This window comes from Bradyrhizobium sp. LjRoot220 (genome assembly GCF_964252915.1).
GTDB lineage: Bacteria > Pseudomonadota > Alphaproteobacteria > Rhizobiales > Xanthobacteraceae > Bradyrhizobium.
Genome location: NZ_CAXUPS020000001.1, coordinates 1,757,055 through 1,771,680 on the forward strand (window position 1 = coordinate 1,757,055; position 14,626 = coordinate 1,771,680).

The 14,626-nt window shown below is 63.0% G+C and carries 14 protein-coding genes; 7 read left to right on the forward strand and 7 right to left on the reverse strand.

All coding sequences use genetic code 11. The annotated features are described in order from the left end of the window. Positions 1 to 4: 4 nt before the first annotated feature. The 5 genes from ntrC (at position 5) to hflX (ending at position 7,240) form a co-directional block, all read left to right on the forward strand. A complete protein-coding gene (gene ntrC / locus ACSQ84_RS07885) occupies positions 5 to 1,447 on the forward strand; it encodes a nitrogen regulation protein NR(I) (protein WP_436211035.1) in 1,443 nt (480 codons plus the stop codon). 146 nt (positions 1,448 to 1,593) lie between these two features. Beyond that, the gene (locus ACSQ84_RS07890; RefSeq protein WP_436211036.1) at positions 1,594 to 3,942 is read left to right on the forward strand and encodes an ATP-binding protein; all 2,349 of its coding nucleotides are present in this window, start codon (positions 1,594 to 1,596) and stop codon (positions 3,940 to 3,942) included. Positions 3,943 to 3,959: 17 nt separating this feature from the next. Continuing rightward, positions 3,960 to 5,330 (forward strand): nitrogen assimilation response regulator NtrX, encoded by a 1,371-nt coding sequence (ntrX, locus tag ACSQ84_RS07895; protein ID WP_436211037.1) that lies wholly within the window; start codon positions 3,960 to 3,962, stop codon positions 5,328 to 5,330. A gap of 273 nt (positions 5,331 to 5,603) precedes the next feature. Beyond that, the gene (hfq, locus tag ACSQ84_RS07900; RefSeq protein WP_006020546.1) at positions 5,604 to 5,852 is read left to right on the forward strand and encodes an RNA chaperone Hfq; all 249 of its coding nucleotides are present in this window, start codon (positions 5,604 to 5,606) and stop codon (positions 5,850 to 5,852) included. A gap of 11 nt (positions 5,853 to 5,863) precedes the next feature. Continuing rightward, on the forward strand, positions 5,864 to 7,240 hold the full coding sequence (gene hflX, locus ACSQ84_RS07905) for a GTPase HflX (protein ID WP_436211038.1): 1,377 nt from the start codon (positions 5,864 to 5,866) through the stop codon (positions 7,238 to 7,240). A 13-nt stretch (positions 7,241 to 7,253) separates the two neighbouring features. Here the strand turns inward: hflX and mazG are convergent, their stop codons facing one another. Further along, positions 7,254 to 8,114, reverse strand: coding sequence for a nucleoside triphosphate pyrophosphohydrolase (gene mazG, locus ACSQ84_RS07910; protein WP_436211039.1), 861 nt, complete (start codon positions 8,112 to 8,114; stop codon positions 7,254 to 7,256). Positions 8,115 to 8,252: 138 nt separating this feature from the next. On the opposite strand from mazG, the gene queC reads away from it, so the two are divergent. Then, positions 8,253 to 8,969, forward strand: coding sequence for a 7-cyano-7-deazaguanine synthase QueC (queC, locus tag ACSQ84_RS07915; RefSeq protein ID WP_436211040.1), 717 nt, complete (start codon positions 8,253 to 8,255; stop codon positions 8,967 to 8,969). On the opposite strand, the gene ACSQ84_RS07920 is transcribed toward queC, so the two are convergent. The 6 genes from ACSQ84_RS07920 to nthA all read right to left on the reverse strand — a co-directional run bounded on the left by ACSQ84_RS07920 (position 8,966) and on the right by nthA (position 13,778). Beyond that, positions 8,966 to 10,258: a TRAP transporter large permease gene (locus tag ACSQ84_RS07920; protein ID WP_436211041.1), complete on the reverse strand. Its 1,293-nt coding sequence runs from the start codon at positions 10,256 to 10,258 to the stop codon at positions 8,966 to 8,968. The two genes, queC and ACSQ84_RS07920, sit on opposite strands and share 4 nt — an antisense overlap. A gap of 26 nt (positions 10,259 to 10,284) precedes the next feature. Continuing rightward, positions 10,285 to 10,827 carry a TRAP transporter small permease gene (locus ACSQ84_RS07925; protein WP_436211042.1) on the reverse strand — a complete coding sequence of 181 codons (543 nt, stop codon included), beginning with the start codon at positions 10,825 to 10,827 and terminating at the stop codon, positions 10,285 to 10,287. Positions 10,828 to 10,836: 9 nt separating this feature from the next. Next, a complete protein-coding gene (locus tag ACSQ84_RS07930; protein WP_436211043.1) occupies positions 10,837 to 11,844 on the reverse strand; it encodes a TRAP transporter substrate-binding protein in 1,008 nt (335 codons plus the stop codon). Positions 11,845 to 12,094: 250 nt separating this feature from the next. Further along, complete coding sequence (locus ACSQ84_RS07935; RefSeq protein ID WP_436211044.1) at positions 12,095 to 12,472, reverse strand: nitrile hydratase accessory protein; 378 nt, start codon at positions 12,470 to 12,472, stop codon at positions 12,095 to 12,097. Continuing rightward, on the reverse strand, positions 12,469 to 13,134 hold the full coding sequence (gene nthB, locus ACSQ84_RS07940) for a nitrile hydratase subunit beta (protein WP_436211045.1): 666 nt from the start codon (positions 13,132 to 13,134) through the stop codon (positions 12,469 to 12,471). Before nthB ends, ACSQ84_RS07935 begins: the two co-directional genes overlap by 4 nt. Further along, positions 13,131 to 13,778 (reverse strand): nitrile hydratase subunit alpha, encoded by a 648-nt coding sequence (gene nthA / locus ACSQ84_RS07945; RefSeq protein WP_436211046.1) that lies wholly within the window; start codon positions 13,776 to 13,778, stop codon positions 13,131 to 13,133. The genes nthB and nthA overlap by 4 nt, the downstream gene beginning before the upstream one ends. Positions 13,779 to 13,840: 62 nt before the next feature. On the opposite strand from nthA, the gene ACSQ84_RS07950 reads away from it, so the two are divergent. After that, positions 13,841 to 14,611, forward strand: coding sequence for a hypothetical protein (locus tag ACSQ84_RS07950; RefSeq protein WP_436211047.1), 771 nt, complete (start codon positions 13,841 to 13,843; stop codon positions 14,609 to 14,611). Positions 14,612 to 14,626: the final 15 nt, after the last annotated feature.

Genomic DNA, 14,626 nt, shown 5'->3' on the forward strand with positions numbered 1-14,626 from the left:
AACAATGCCCGCAGGTAGTATACTTGTCGCTGATGACGACACCGCCATCCGCACGGTTCTGAACCAAGCTCTCTCGCGCGCCGGATATGAGGTGCGCCTGACTGGAAACGCGGCGACGCTGTGGCGTTGGGTCAGTCAGGGCGAGGGCGATCTCGTGATCACCGACGTCGTTATGCCCGACGAGAACGCGTTCGACCTGCTGCCGCGGATCAAGAAGATGCGGCCGAACCTTCCCGTGATCGTCATGAGCGCGCAGAACACCTTCATGACGGCGATCCGGGCCTCGGAGCGCGGCGCCTATGAATATCTGCCGAAGCCGTTCGACCTGAAGGAACTGATCACGATCGTCGGCCGCGCGTTGGCGGAGCCGAAGGAGCGGGTGGCGAGTTCAGCGGACGAAGGCGAATTCGATTCGATCCCGCTGGTCGGCCGATCGCCGGCGATGCAGGAAATCTATCGCGTGCTGGCGCGACTGATGCAAACCGACCTCACCGTGATGATCTCCGGCGAGTCCGGTACCGGCAAGGAACTGGTCGCGCGCGCGCTGCACGACTACGGCAAGCGGCGCAATGGCCCCTTCGTTGCGGTCAATATGGCGGCAATCCCGCGCGATCTGATCGAGTCCGAGCTGTTCGGCCATGAACGCGGCGCGTTCACCGGCGCCAATACGCGGGCCTCCGGCCGGTTCGAACAGGCCGAGGGCGGTACGCTGTTCCTCGACGAAATCGGCGACATGCCGATGGAAGCGCAAACCAGATTGCTGCGGGTACTGCAGCAGGGCGAATACACCACCGTGGGCGGGCGAACCCCGATCAAGACCGACGTGCGGATCGTGGCGGCGAGCAACAAGGATCTGCGTATCCTGATTCAGCAGGGTCTGTTCCGGGAAGACCTGTTCTTCCGCCTGAACGTGGTGCCGCTGCGGCTGCCGCCGCTGCGCGAGCGCATCGAGGATCTGCCCGACCTGATCCGGCATTTCTTCTCGCTCGCCGAAAAAGATGGGCTGCCGCCCAAGAAGCTGGACGTGCTGGCGCTGGACCGGCTCAAGCAGCACCGCTGGCCCGGCAACGTGCGCGAGCTCGAAAATCTCGCACGCCGGCTCGCAGCACTGTATCCGCAGGACGTCATCACGGGTTCAGTGATCGACGGCGAGTTGGCGCCGCCGGCGGTGGCCTCCGGCGTCAATGCGCCGCTCGGCGTCGAGAATCTCGGCGGCGCGGTCGAGGCCTACCTGTCGTCGCACTTCTCCGGGTTCCCGAACGGCGTGCCGCCGCCGGGCCTCTATCATCGCATCCTCAAGGAAATCGAGGTGCCGCTGCTCACGGCGGCGCTCGCGGCAACGCGCGGCAATCAAATCCGCGCCGCCGACTTGCTTGGCCTCAACCGCAACACGCTGCGGAAGAAGATTCGCGACCTCGATATTCAGGTCTACCGCAGCGGCGGATAACCGCGTAGATCACGTCGAAATGCTGTTATCGAACGCTTTCGCGGCGGGGTGCGCCGCGGAATTGTCGCAATTTGGCAACATTGTGATATGAATGCATCAGTCCGCGGCAGGCGGACACAAAGCCTTTCAGCTCACCGATTGCCGGAATGACCACCGCAGAGACCTCGGCGCCCACGTTTGACCCGTCGCTTGCCGAATCCACAGGAGGAATCCTGCGGAAGTGGGTGGCGCCGTTTGCGGTCGGGATCGCGCTGCTGTCGGCGTTCCTGACCTTTGTCGTGCTCAGCGGCCTGACGCCGATCGAACCCTCGCGCAACGTCGTCTATTCCTTCCTGCTGATCAATGCGGCGACCATCCTGCTGCTGGTGGCCATTATCATCCGCGAAGTCTGGCTGGTCGTGCAGGCGCGGCGCCGTGGCAAGGCCGCGGCAAGGCTGCACGTCCAGATCGTGGGTCTGTTCTCGGTGATCGCCGTGCTGCCGGCGGTGCTGGTGGCGATCGTCGCCAACGTCACCATCGATCGCGGACTCGACCGGCTGTTTTCGGGCCCGACGCGGGAGGTGATCCAGAATTCGCTGATCATCGCGCGGGCTTACACTTACGAGCACGCCCAGCTCATCAACGGTGACATCCTGGGTATGGCCGATGACATCGCCAACGCGCGGCCGTTGTTCGTCCAGGACCGGCGTACGTTTCTGGAATTGCTGACGGCAAGTGCCTCCAAGCGCAACTTGCCGGGCACCATGCTGCTCGACAAGGACGGCAACGTGGTGGTGTCGGCGCAAACCGGCATCAGGCAGGCCTTTGCGACGCCGCCAAAGGAATTGCTCGACAATGTCGGCGAGGACAAACCTGAGATCTCGGTTTTTCCGGAGGAGAACTACGTCGCGGCGGTCGTCCGCCTGCGCGCCTTCGACGATACCTTTCTCTACGTCGCGCGACTGCTGGATCCGCGGGTGGTTGGCCAGTTGCGGCAGACCCAGGCCAGCGTCGCCGAATATGCCCAGATCGAAGCACGCCGGCTCGGCATCCAGGTCGCCTTCGCGCTGATGTTCGCGGTGATCGCGCTGACGATTCTGATGGCGTCGGTGCTGATCGGGCTCAACTTTGCAAACTGGCTGGTGGCTCCCATCCGCAATTTGATGAGCGCGGCCAACACCGTCTCCACCGGCGATCTGCACGTCCGGGTGCCGGTTCATAAATCGGAAGGCGATCTGGCCCAATTGGGCGAGACCTTCAACAAGATGACGCAGGAATTGCGCACCCAGCGCGACGAGCTGGTCAACGCCAGCGACCTGATCGACAGCCGTCGCCGCTTCATCGAGGCGGTGCTGTCCTCGGCCAGTGCCGGCATCATCGGCGTCGATGCCTCCGGCAGCGTCGGCATCCTGAACCGTTCGGCGGAAAAACTCATCGGTCACGTCGAATCAGAAACGCTCGATCATCCGCTGTCGGATGTGCTGCCGGAGCTCGACGACATGATGAAAGCCGCGCGCGAGGGGACGCAGAAGCTGGTGCAGGGCCAGATCACCATCACCCGCGACGGCCATGAGAGCAACTTGTCGGTCCGCGTCAGCGCCGAACAGACCGGGCAATCGCGCGACAGCTACATCATCACGCTCGACGACATTACGGATCTGGTTTCCGCGCAGCGCACCTCGGCCTGGGGCGACGTGGCGCGCCGCATCGCTCACGAAATCAAGAATCCGCTGACGCCGATCCAGCTTTCGGCTGAGCGTATCCGCCGCAAGTTCGGCAAGGTCATCATCGAGGACAAGGGCATCTTCGAGCAGTGCACCGACACCATCGTGCGCCAGGTCGACGACATCAGGCGGATGGTCGACGAGTTCTCCCGCTTTGCCCGGATGCCGAAACCGGTGATGGAAGGCGAGGACGTCGCCGATACGGTGCGCCAGGCGGTATTCCTGATGAAAGTCGGGCATCCCGACCTCGATATCGTGACCGAAATCAAGCACGACCCGATGCGGGCGCAGTTCGACCGCCGGCTGATTTCGCAGGCTTTGACCAACATCATCAAGAACGCGACCGAAGCGATCGAGCAGGTTCCGCCGGAGGAGCTGGGCAAGGGTCGTATCGATGTCGTTGCCGCGCAAGAGGACGACGACATCGTGATCGACGTGATCGACAACGGTATCGGCCTGCCGAAGACGGCTCGCTCGCGCCTGCTAGAGCCCTATGTGACGACGCGGCAGAAGGGCACCGGCCTTGGGCTTGCGATCGTCGGGCGGGTGCTGGAAGACCATGGCGGCCGCATCGAGCTCAAGGATGCGTCTGACTTCCGGCCCGGGCAGCGCGGGGCGTGGATGCGGTTGCGCTTTGCCGTCTCCGGCCATGCGCCGAAGGTCGAAGTGAAAGAACCGGCTGCGGCCGCAAAAGAGCAGGGCGACGAAACAAAAGCGCCGTCCTCCGAAACCAATGAGGCGGCAAACGCGACCAATGATGAACCAAAAATCAAAGCCGCAACAGGCAACTGACAACACAGGTGTAACCCATGGCCAGTGACATTCTGATTGTCGACGACGAAGCAGATATCCGGGACCTTGTTGCGGGGATCCTCGACGACGAGGGCTTCAGCACCAGGACCGCGCGCGACAGCGATTCGGCGCTCGCCGAGATCGCCAACCGCCGCCCGAATCTGGTGTTCCTCGATATCTGGCTGCAGGGCTCCAAGCTCGATGGACTGCAATTGCTCGAGCAGATCAAGAAGGACCATGCCGATGTGCCCGTGGTGATGATCTCCGGCCACGGCAACATCGAAACCGCGGTCGCGGCAATCAAGCGCGGCGCCTATGACTTCATCGAAAAGCCCTTCAAGTCGGACCGGCTGATCCTGGTAGCGACGCGGGCGCTGGAAACGTCGCGCCTCAAGCGCGAGGTAAAGGAACTCAAACAACTGGCTCCGGCCGCTAGCGTTCTGACCGGGCGCTCCGCCTGCATGAACCAGCTGCGCCAGACCATTGAGCGGGCCGCCAAGGCCAACAGCCGGATCCTGATCGTCGGTCCTCCTGGCTCGGGCAAGGAATTGGCGGCGCGGACGTTGCATCACGCCTCGAGCCGCGCCGAGGGGCCGTTTGTCGTGATCAACGCGGCCGCGATCACGCCAGAGCGGATGGAAGTCGAAATGTTCGGGGTCGAGCAGACCAACGGCGAACAGGCGCGCAAGGCCGGCGCGCTGGAAGAGGCCCATGGCGGCACGCTGTTCATCGACGAAATCGCCGACATGCCGCGTGAAACCCAGAACAAGATCCTGCGCGTGCTGGTCGATCAGACCTTCCAGCGCTCCGGCGGCACCGCCAAGGTGCATGTCGACGTGCGCATCATCTCCTCGACCGCGCGCAATCTGGAAGAAGAAATCGCTGAAGGGCGATTCCGCGAGGACCTTTATCACCGGCTATCGGTGGTGCCGATCCGGGTGCCGCCGCTGTCGGAACGCCGTGAGGACATTCCCGAACTGATCGACTACTTCATGGATCAGATCTCGATCGCGACCGGCCTGCCGAAGCGCCAGATCGGCCAGGATGCGATGGCGGTGCTGCAATCGCATGTCTGGCCCGGCAACGTTCGCCAGCTCCGCAACAACGTCGAGCGCGTGATGATCCTGGCCGGCGGCGGTCCGGAAGCGATCGTCACCGCGGACATGCTGCCTCAGGATGTCGGTTCGATGGTGCCGGCAATGCCGACCAGCAATAATGGCGAGCACATCATGGGACTGCCGCTGCGCGAGGCGCGGGAAGTGTTCGAGCGTGACTATCTGATCGCCCAGATCAGCCGGTTCTCCGGCAACATCTCTCGCACAGCGGAATTCGTCGGCATGGAGCGTTCGGCCCTGCATCGCAAGCTCAAAGCGCTCGGGGTTGGTTGAAATTTACCCGATCGGCCTTCGGCGGGCGGCCGCGTCGATCCATGCACTTGCTTGAGAATATTCGTCTCTTTCCGGAGTTTTACGGAGAATGGTCACTGGGTTCCGCGTGGGTGGCGCGTGAACTGGCTTGCCTAAAAAGCGCGCCTGCCTTCTAATCATTCCGCCGAGCCGACCGGAGGGGGATCTCAGGGGAAGCCGGCGACCGGGGCAGGCTCCGTTAGAGAGCAACAACCGGTTAAATAAAAAGAAGCACAAGACTGCGGGATAAAAACAATGGCGGCAGACCGCGCACAAAACCTACAAGACACCTTCCTAAATCACGTTCGCAAAACCAAAACGCCACTAACGATCTTTCTGGTCAATGGAGTAAAACTGCAGGGGATTGTCACCTGGTTCGACAATTTCTGCCTGTTGCTTCGGCGCGACGGTCACTCGCAGCTTGTATACAAGCACGCGATCTCGACCATCATGCCGGGCGCTCCGATCCAGTTGTTCGAAGGTGGCGAGGATGCGCCGGCTTGAGAGTGACCTGATTGGAACCCCTCAATCGTGAAGGGGGCGCCGACCGTCCGCGGTCGGCAGGGGGCGGACAGACCGGACGGGTGATCGTCATCGGTCCTTATTTGCGTATGCGCCGCGGCGATGCCGATGCGCAGGCGAGCGAGGCCGTGCGCGATTCCGAGGCCCGGCTGGAGGAAGCCGCAGGTCTGGCGCGCGCCATCGACCTGACCGTTGCCGACGCTCTGCTCGCTCCGATCAGCCAGATCAGGCCTGCGACCTATCTGGGCAAGGGCAAGGTCGAGGAGATCCTCGGCCTCATCAAAGGTCATGACATCGAGCTTGTCGTGATGGATTGCGCACTCTCGCCGATCCAGCAGCGCAATCTCGAGAAGGCCTGGGACACCAAGGTGCTCGACCGCACCGGGCTGATTCTGGAAATCTTCGGCCGTCGCGCCAAGACCAAGGAAGGCTCGCTGCAGGTCGAGCTTGCGCATCTGAACTACCAGCGCAGCCGCTTGGTGCGGTCATGGACGCATCTGGAGCGCCAGCGCGGCGGCTTCGGCTTCATGGGCGGCCCCGGCGAGACCCAGATCGAGGCCGACCGCCGCCTGATCGGCGACCGCATCACGCGCCTAGAGAACGAAATCAAGAAGGTGCAGGCGACGCGGCGGCTGCATCGCGCCGGCCGGCAGCGGGTACCTTATCGCGTGGTCGCGCTGGTCGGTTACACCAACGCCGGCAAGTCGACGCTGTTCAACCGCCTGACCCGCGCCGACGTCCAGGCCGCCGACATGCTGTTTGCAACGCTCGACCCGACCCTGCGCGCGCTGAGCCTGCCGCATGGCGGCAAGGCGATGCTGTCGGATACGGTGGGATTCATCTCCAACCTGCCGACGCAACTGGTCGCGGCGTTTCGCGCGACGCTCGAAGAGGTGCTCGAAGCGGATATCATCCTGCACGTCCGCGACATTTCGCACGAGGACGCCGAGGCACAGGAACGCGACGTCGACGCCGTGCTGCGCCAACTCGGAATCGATCCGGAAGCCGGCGCGCGCATCCTCGAAGTCTGGAACAAGATCGATCGCTTCGATCCCGAAGAGCGCGACAATCTGCGCAACATTGCCGCACGCCGGCCGCCAGAGCGGCCATGCTTTCTGGTTTCCGCCGAAACCGGCGAGGGGATTGAAACGCTGCTCACCGCCATCGAGGAACGGCTGGCGGCAACGCGAACCACGCTTGATCTTTCCATCGACGCCGCCGATGGCGCCGGAATCAGCTGGCTGCATCGCAATTCGGAAGTGCTCACCAAGCAGCTTCACGATGGGCGCTTCGACATGACGGTTCGTGTCGACGAGACCAAACGCGATATTGTGGTGTCGCGGTTCGGCGCCGTGCCCCACGCGGCGTGACTGCGCACTTGTTTCAGCCCCGTCCATCTTGCGCTTTGGTTGACGTCGGCGCCGCCGGTCGCTCTTCACCCTTCGCCTCGTTCCACAACGCATCCATTTCACCGAGCGAGGCGCCCTCGAGCGAACGGCCTTTGGCCGCCAGCGCGCGCTCGATATAGGCAAAGCGGCGCTCGAATTTCGCGTTGGTGCCGCGCAGCGCGGTTTCGGGATCGGCGCCGACATGGCGCGCCAGATTGACCAGCGCAAACAACAGATCGCCGGTCTCGCTTGCGAGTTCCTCCGCGTCGCCCTTGTCGAGCGCCGCCTCGATCTCGTCGGCCTCCTCGCGGATCTTGTGCAGCACGGCGCGGGGATCGTTCCAATCGAAGCCGACGGTCGAGGCCTTGCGCTGCAATTCCATCGCACGTGTCAGCGCGGGCTGGCCGGCCTTGACGCTGGACAGCAACGATTTGGGTCCGGCCGGTTCCGGCGGACGGCGCGCGGCGCGTTCGGCTTTTTCCTCGGCCTTGATACGATCCCAGTTTTCCTTGACGTGGCCGGGCGTCAGTCGCCCTTCGCTGTCGGCAAAGACGTGCGGGTGGCGCCGGATCATCTTGCGCGTGATGGCCTCGACAACATCACCAAAGGCGAAGACGTTCCGTTCTTCCGCCATGCGGGCGTGAAACACTACTTGCAACAGGAGATCGCCGAGTTCCTCGCGCAGATCGTCGAGATCGCCACGGGTAATGGCGTCGACGACCTCGTAAGCCTCCTCGATGGTGTACGGCGCGATCGTCGCAAAGTTCTGTTCGAGGTCCCACGGGCAGCCGGTGACGGGCGTGCGCAGTGCCGCCATGATTTCGAGCAGCTGAGAAATATCGCGGGAAGGGGTCATGGATCTACCGGTCGGGGGAGCGAAATTGCGGTCCCTGGCTTTATGCCGCAAGCGGCCTGTGGATCCCAGTGGAACGCGGAGAAACCGTCCCGATTTCCACCGATTGGCCTCGGCGGCGAGGAATGCTAATGCCGCTCCATGAGCGACCCGTTGCAACCCGAAACCGCGCTGGTGCTGTTCTCCGGCGGGCAGGATTCGACCACCTGCCTGGCCTGGGCCCTGCAGCGTTTTGCGCGCGTCGAAATGCTGGGTTTCAGCTACGGCCAGCGCCACGCCATCGAGCTCGATTGCCGGGATCGGTTGCTTTCGGGCATCAGATCATTGCGGCCAGAATGGGCTTCAAGGATCGGCGAGAGCCATACGCTTGATGTCCCGACGCTGGCGGATATCTCGGATACCGCGCTGACGCGCGACGTCGCGATCGCGATGGGCGCGGACGGCTTACCCAACACGTTCGTGCCCGGCCGCAATCTCGTGTTCCTCACCTTCGCAGCGGCGCTGGCGTACCGGCGCGGCATCCGCCACATCATCGGCGGCATGTGCGAGACCGATTATTCCGGCTACCCGGATTGCCGCGACGAGACTATCAAGGCGCTGCAGTCCGCGCTCAATCTCGGCATGGCCAAACAATTCGAACTGCACACGCCGCTGATGTGGCTGGACAAGGCCTCGACCTGGAAGCTCGCGCACGAGCTCGGCGGGGCCGGGCTGGTCGACCTGATCCGCGAACACTCCCACACCTGTTACCTCGGCGAGCGCGGCGACCAGCACGATTGGGGCTACGGCTGCGGCGAATGCCCGGCCTGCGCGCTGCGCGCCAAGGGCTGGCGCGAATATGCGGCTCGCACCAGCTAGTGGAATCCGAACGAGTGCGGCAACCACAACGAAACCGCGGGGATGTAGGTCACGATCATCAGCACCGCGAACATCACGTAGTAGAACGGCCAGATTTCGCGCATGATATCGTCCACAGACACCTTGCCGATCGCGCAACCGACGAACAGCGTCGTGCCCACCGGCGGCGTCAACAGGCCGATGCCCAAATTAAGCAGCATGACGATGCCGAAATGTACGGGATCGATGCCAAAGCTCTTGACCACCGGCAGCAGGATCGGCGTGCAGATCAGCAAGAGCGGCGCCAGATCGAGCGCGGTGCCCAGCACCAGCAGCATGATGTTGAGCCACATCAGCAGCACGTATTTGTTCGCTGAAATCGCGACGAAGAATTCCGTCATCTTGGCGGGCATCTGCATCACGGCTGCGATGTAGCCGAAGCAGGAGGCGGTTGCGACCAGCGTCAGGACCATGGCCACGGTCTGCAGCGTCCGGTAGACAAGCTGCGGCAGTTCCGACCATTTGTAGTCCCGGTAGATGAACATGGTGACGAAGAACGCCCAGACGCAGGCCACGGCTCCGGCTTCGATCGGCGTAAAGACGCCGGTGAGAATGCCGCCGAGCACGATCGCAAGCGTCACGATGCCCCACAGCGCTTCGACCAGCATTTTGGCGGCCTGCCGGATCGGCACCGGCTCGCCCTTCGGATGCTTGTCGCGATAGGCATAGAAGAAACACAGCAGCATCAGCGAAAAGCCGAGCAGCAATCCGGGTAGGATTCCCGCCAGGAACAGGCTCGTGATCGAAACCACCCCGCCGGTCGCGAGCGAATAGATCACGGCGTTATGGCTCGGCGGAACGACGATCGCCTGCAGCGAGGCGCTGATGGTGACGTTGGTCGCAAAGACCCGCGGATAGCCTTTCTCGGCCATTTGCGGAATCATGACCGAGCCGATCGCGGACGTATCGGCGACGGAAGAGCCGGAGATGCCGCTCATGATCGTCGTGGCAAGAATGTTCACTTGCGACAGCCCGCCGCGCATGCGCGTGAAGCCGACGATGACGGCGGCAAAGTCCACCAGCCGCCGTGCCATGCCGCCCTCGGCCATGATCGCGCCGGCCAGAACGAAAAATGGAATGGTCAGCATCGACACCTTGCCGACGCCGCTGGCCAGTTGCTGCATGACCGCGGCAACCGGAAGGTCGATCCACAGCGCGCCGACCAGTGCCGACAGCGCCATCGCAAAGGCGATCGGCATGCCGATGGCAAAGAACAGACACATGCTGAGAAGGAGAACTGCGATATCCATCGGACGTCCGTGCTGGAAGAGAAACGCTATTCGAAGGGGACGTGGGGATCCCCGCCGCTCGGCGGCGGAGGCCCGATGGTCAGCCGCTCGATCACGAACAGCAGCATCATGGCGCCACTGATCGCGATCGGCAGGTAGGTGACGCCGACGGAAAGCCAGGGAAACTCATCGACCGAATTGCCCCAGGTCGCCAGCGCGAGCTTCATGCCCCACACCAGCATGAAAACCGCCACGGCACCCATCAGCAGTTCGCTGATCACGGCAGCTGCCGCGCGCAGGCGAGGGGGCAGGCGATCGGTGCCCACCGTCATGTTCATATGGATGCGCTGGCGATAGCAATTCGCGGCGCCGATGAAGGTGATGCCGACCGTCAGCAACACTGCCAGCGGCTCCGGCCAGGACGAGGCGCTGTTCAGGACATAGCGGGTGTAAACCGCCCAGGGAATGATCGCGGAGACCAGGACGAGCGCCGCGCACGCGATCACGGCACCGGTCCAGTAGACCGCATTCATGGCGCGGCGGAATAGCCCGGCTCCGGGATCGCCGACCGCTCCGGTCTGCGTACTCATCCGCCGGTCCTACTTCACGGCGTCGATGCGCTTGACCATCTCGGCATATTTGGCGCCGTATTTGTCCCACACCGGCTTGACCGCGTCGCGCCAAGGTTTCTTGTCGACGTTCATGATCATCTCGGTGCCGGCGGCCTTCATCTTGTCGAGCGCGACTTTCTCCGCCTCGTACCACAGCACGCGCTGTTCGGCCTGGCATTCCTTCGACAGCTTCCTGATCAACGCCTGATCCGCCGGCGTCAGTTTCTGCCACGAGATCTTCGAGAACACGAGCAGTTCGGGAATGATCAGGTGCTCGGTCATCGTGAAGTATTTTGCGACTTGATTGTGGTTCTGGGCGATGAAGGAGGGCGGGTTGTTCTCCGCGCCGTCGATGACGCCGGTCTGCATCGAACTGAAGACCTGGTCGAAACCCAAGGCGACGCCGTTGCCGCCTAGCGCGTTCATCGTGTCGACGAACAGCGGGTTGCCCATCATGCGGACCTTGAGGCCCTTCAAATCCGCCATCGTCTTGATCGGCCGCTTGCTGTTGTAGATGTTGCGCGAGCCGGCATTCATCCAGCACAGTGCAATCAGATTGGTCTTCTCATTGGCCGAAATCTTTGCCAGCAGCTCGTCGCCGATCTCGCCATCGATCACCGCTTCCATGTGCTTGGACTCGCGGAAGACGAACGGCATGTTGAAGACGTTGACGTCATCAACGACAGGACCAACGGCGCCGACGGAAATCCGGGCCATCTGCAGCGCGCCGAGCTGGGCCTGCTCGATCATCTCCTTTTCACCGCCAAGCTGCATCGACGGGAACATCTGAATGGTAAGGCGGCCGTCGGTGGCAGCTTCCAGCTTCTTGCCCATGCGCACCACGGCCTCGACCGTCGGATAGCCGAGCGGATGAACATCCGACGCCCTGATGACCATCTTGGTTTGGGCGAACGCGCTTCCCGCGCTACCGATGCCGCCGGTCGCAGCTAATGCAAACGTCGCGGCACCCGCTCCGAGAAAATCTCTTCGCTTCATGATTGTCCTCCCTCGATGTTTTATTTGTCGTTGCCGGCATTTTAGCCGACATCCGTATTTTCCCGAACAGGATAGGCAGTCCGGATTGGCCAAGTAAACAGAATAAAACCGGGGACCGATGGCACGGCATACCAATTACTGGATCGAACGATCCATTGATTGGATGGTTCGGACGCTGCCGGCCAAATCGCGGGCGATTGACGCGCACCAAGTCGTGAAAACAACGGGCCTCATAGGGCGCACACGCAGGCTAGCCGAAATCGCCCGGCGTCAGCTCGATCGGCGCACCATGCGGGGTGCGGTCGGCGGCGTGATCCCAGGCGTCGCGATAGCGGTGCAGCACATCCGACGTCGTGACGCCCTTGGCGGCGACAAGCGTCTCCAGCGTCGCCAGCCAGTGCTGGTAATAGGTCTCGCCGGTGTCGGGGTCGCCGGCGGCCTGGGCGCGCTTGATCTCTTCGGCGAGGGCTGCCGCCCATTCGTTCCAAGTGAACAATCCACGCTCATGCAGAGCGAGCGCCATCGCGAAGGCGTGCGCTTCCCACGGCTCACGAAACACCGGGCCGTCATCATCGCGGGGAATACCCGGTACGGCTCCGGTCGCGCGGGCGCTAGCGACGTCCATCATGCGGCCTCCCGCTCCAGATACGGCTCGAACGCGTCGATCGAAACCTTTACCGTCGGGTCGGCATCCGGGCCCCAGAGTTCGGCGCCGTTAAACACCACGGTATAGAGCCATTGCGGATTCTCCCCGGCCTCCATCGCGGCCGAGTCGGGGAATACATGACAGCCGTGGTCGCGCTCGACCACACCGACATGGCCGCGTACGTAGCGCGGCAACCTTGTGTGCGTGACCGGGTGAATATTCTTCGCCCGTACCCGGTCGCCCGGCTTGAATTTTGCTGGCGCGGGCGCGGCGCGGCCGAAGTTGCCGCGCACCATGACGCGTTCAACGTCACTGAGGGTAAACTTGCCGCGCTTCAGCGGTTTCGGCGGCTGCACCGCGTGCCCGGCAGCAACGTCCTCGGCGGCGACGAATCCCTTGTCGACCAGGAGGTCCTCGAGCCCGAGAAGCCATTTCCTGTAGTAGGAGCTGGCAAGATAGACGTGCGGCGGTAAGGCCTCCCGATAGAAGCGCGACATGTCGATGTTGAAGGCGCCGGCGGCGCCCATCGCGCGCACCATGGCCAGCACGCGCGCTTCCCATTCGGTGTGAAACATCGGCTCGTTCGGTTCAGGCTCAACTTTACCGAAGCCGTCCATGCCGCCCATGTCGTGCACGCCGTTCATGATGGCGCGCCCGGCGTTTTTGGGAATCCGGTGCCGATCATCGAGTCGCGCGTTACGAGCGCAGCGAGCTGCTGCTCGCTCCACCCTTCGGTGCCTTCGGGGCGCATCGGCAGAACGAGGAAGCGCGTCTCGGCGGTCGAATCCCAAACGCGGATTTCGGTGTCCTTCGGCAGGCTGACGCCGAAATCGGCGAGTACGCCGCGGGGATCTTTCACCGCGCGGGAGCGATAGGGCGCCGCCTTGTACCAGACCGGAGGAAGCCCCAGCATTTCCCAAGGATAACAGGAGCACAGGGTGCACACGATCACGTTATGGCGCTGCGGGGTGTTTTCAACCGCGACGAGGTGGTCGCCGACCCGGCTGACATGGCCGAGCGTCCTTACCGCCCTGGTGGCGTCCTCCAGCAGCGCCTGCTTGAACACGGGATCGGTCCAGGCCTTGGCAACGACCTGCGCGCCATTATGCGGGCCGATCTTGGTTTCATAGGCCTGGATGATGGCATCGAGGGCTGCGGGTTCGATATAGCCCTTCTCGGTCAAGATCGACTCGAGCGCGCGCACGCGCAGCTCGGTCTCCGACAATTCCGAATGGTCGTGATCGTGGTGATGATGATGGTCGTGGTGATCGTGGTCATGGCCTGTCATGCGGCCAAGATAGTCGCAAAATCCGGGCTATGTCGAGGCGAAGACTCTGCTAGCATTTAGCCATGGGGATTGGGGCAGGGCGCATCGCGATCGCGGCGGCGGCCATTTCGGCATGGCTTCCGATTTGGCTGCCGGCCAGAGAGGCGCGCGCTGCCAACGGCGCCTACGCGGTCGACGCCGCAGATATCGCCGAGATCGGGTCCTGCAAGGTCGAGAGCTGGCTGCAGGCGGCGACCAACACGGATTTTACCGCCGTGGCCAATCCATCCTGCGCGGTGAATGTTTTCAGGCCGGTGGAATTGAGCATGCAGACCGTTCGCTCGCGCAGCGACGGTGACTGGAGCAACAGCCTCGCGCCCAAGGCCAAGTGGAACTTCGTTCCGACCGGCGTTGGAAGGTTTGGCCTGTCGTTTTATGCAAGTGGATCATTCGACGCGGTGACCGGAGAACACCGCACCGCACTCGCGGTGGTGCCGGTGACGTACAGACTGTCCGAGACGGTGCGGATCAATCTCAATGGCGGCTGGATGTGGGACCGCATGGCCGACCGGCATTACCTGGCCTATGGCGCCGGCCTCGACTGGAAACTCACCGAAACCTTGCAGTGGACCATCGAGGCGTTCGGCCAGGCCGGCCAGTCGGACGAGCCAAGTGCGATCCGGCCCCGGTTCCAGACCGGCATGCGCTACCGGCCCAACGAGATTTTCTCGGTCGACCTGATCTACGGCCATAACATCACGGGCGAGAACGCCAACTGGATCACGCTCGGCACCACGATCCGCTTTCCGGTGCCGGGCGGTAAACCCGACCACCATCGCACCGGCCATTTGTAAAGTGTCACGCGGCCC

What these genes read in the sequence shown, in the direction of transcription:
- ntrC (WP_436211035.1), top strand. Translation starts at nt 5, where the DNA reads ATGCCCGCAGGTAGTATACTTGTCGCTGATGACGACACCGCCATCCGC.
- ACSQ84_RS07890 (WP_436211036.1), top strand. Translation starts at nt 1,594, where the DNA reads ATGACCACCGCAGAGACCTCGGCGCCCACGTTTGACCCGTCGCTTGCC.
- ntrX (WP_436211037.1), top strand. Translation starts at nt 3,960, where the DNA reads ATGGCCAGTGACATTCTGATTGTCGACGACGAAGCAGATATCCGGGAC.
- hfq (WP_006020546.1), top strand. Translation starts at nt 5,604, where the DNA reads ATGGCGGCAGACCGCGCACAAAACCTACAAGACACCTTCCTAAATCAC.
- mazG (WP_436211039.1), bottom strand. Translation starts at nt 8,114, where the DNA reads ATGACCCCTTCCCGCGATATTTCTCAGCTGCTCGAAATCATGGCGGCA.
- queC (WP_436211040.1), top strand. Translation starts at nt 8,253, where the DNA reads ATGAGCGACCCGTTGCAACCCGAAACCGCGCTGGTGCTGTTCTCCGGC.
- ACSQ84_RS07920 (WP_436211041.1), bottom strand. Translation starts at nt 10,258, where the DNA reads ATGGATATCGCAGTTCTCCTTCTCAGCATGTGTCTGTTCTTTGCCATC.
- ACSQ84_RS07925 (WP_436211042.1), bottom strand. Translation starts at nt 10,827, where the DNA reads ATGAGTACGCAGACCGGAGCGGTCGGCGATCCCGGAGCCGGGCTATTC.
- ACSQ84_RS07930 (WP_436211043.1), bottom strand. Translation starts at nt 11,844, where the DNA reads ATGAAGCGAAGAGATTTTCTCGGAGCGGGTGCCGCGACGTTTGCATTA.
- ACSQ84_RS07935 (WP_436211044.1), bottom strand. Translation starts at nt 12,472, where the DNA reads ATGATGGACGTCGCTAGCGCCCGCGCGACCGGAGCCGTACCGGGTATT.
- nthB (WP_436211045.1), bottom strand. Translation starts at nt 13,134, where the DNA reads ATGAACGGCGTGCACGACATGGGCGGCATGGACGGCTTCGGTAAAGTT.
- nthA (WP_436211046.1), bottom strand. Translation starts at nt 13,778, where the DNA reads ATGACAGGCCATGACCACGATCACCACGACCATCATCATCACCACGAT.
- ACSQ84_RS07950 (WP_436211047.1), top strand. Translation starts at nt 13,841, where the DNA reads ATGGGGATTGGGGCAGGGCGCATCGCGATCGCGGCGGCGGCCATTTCG.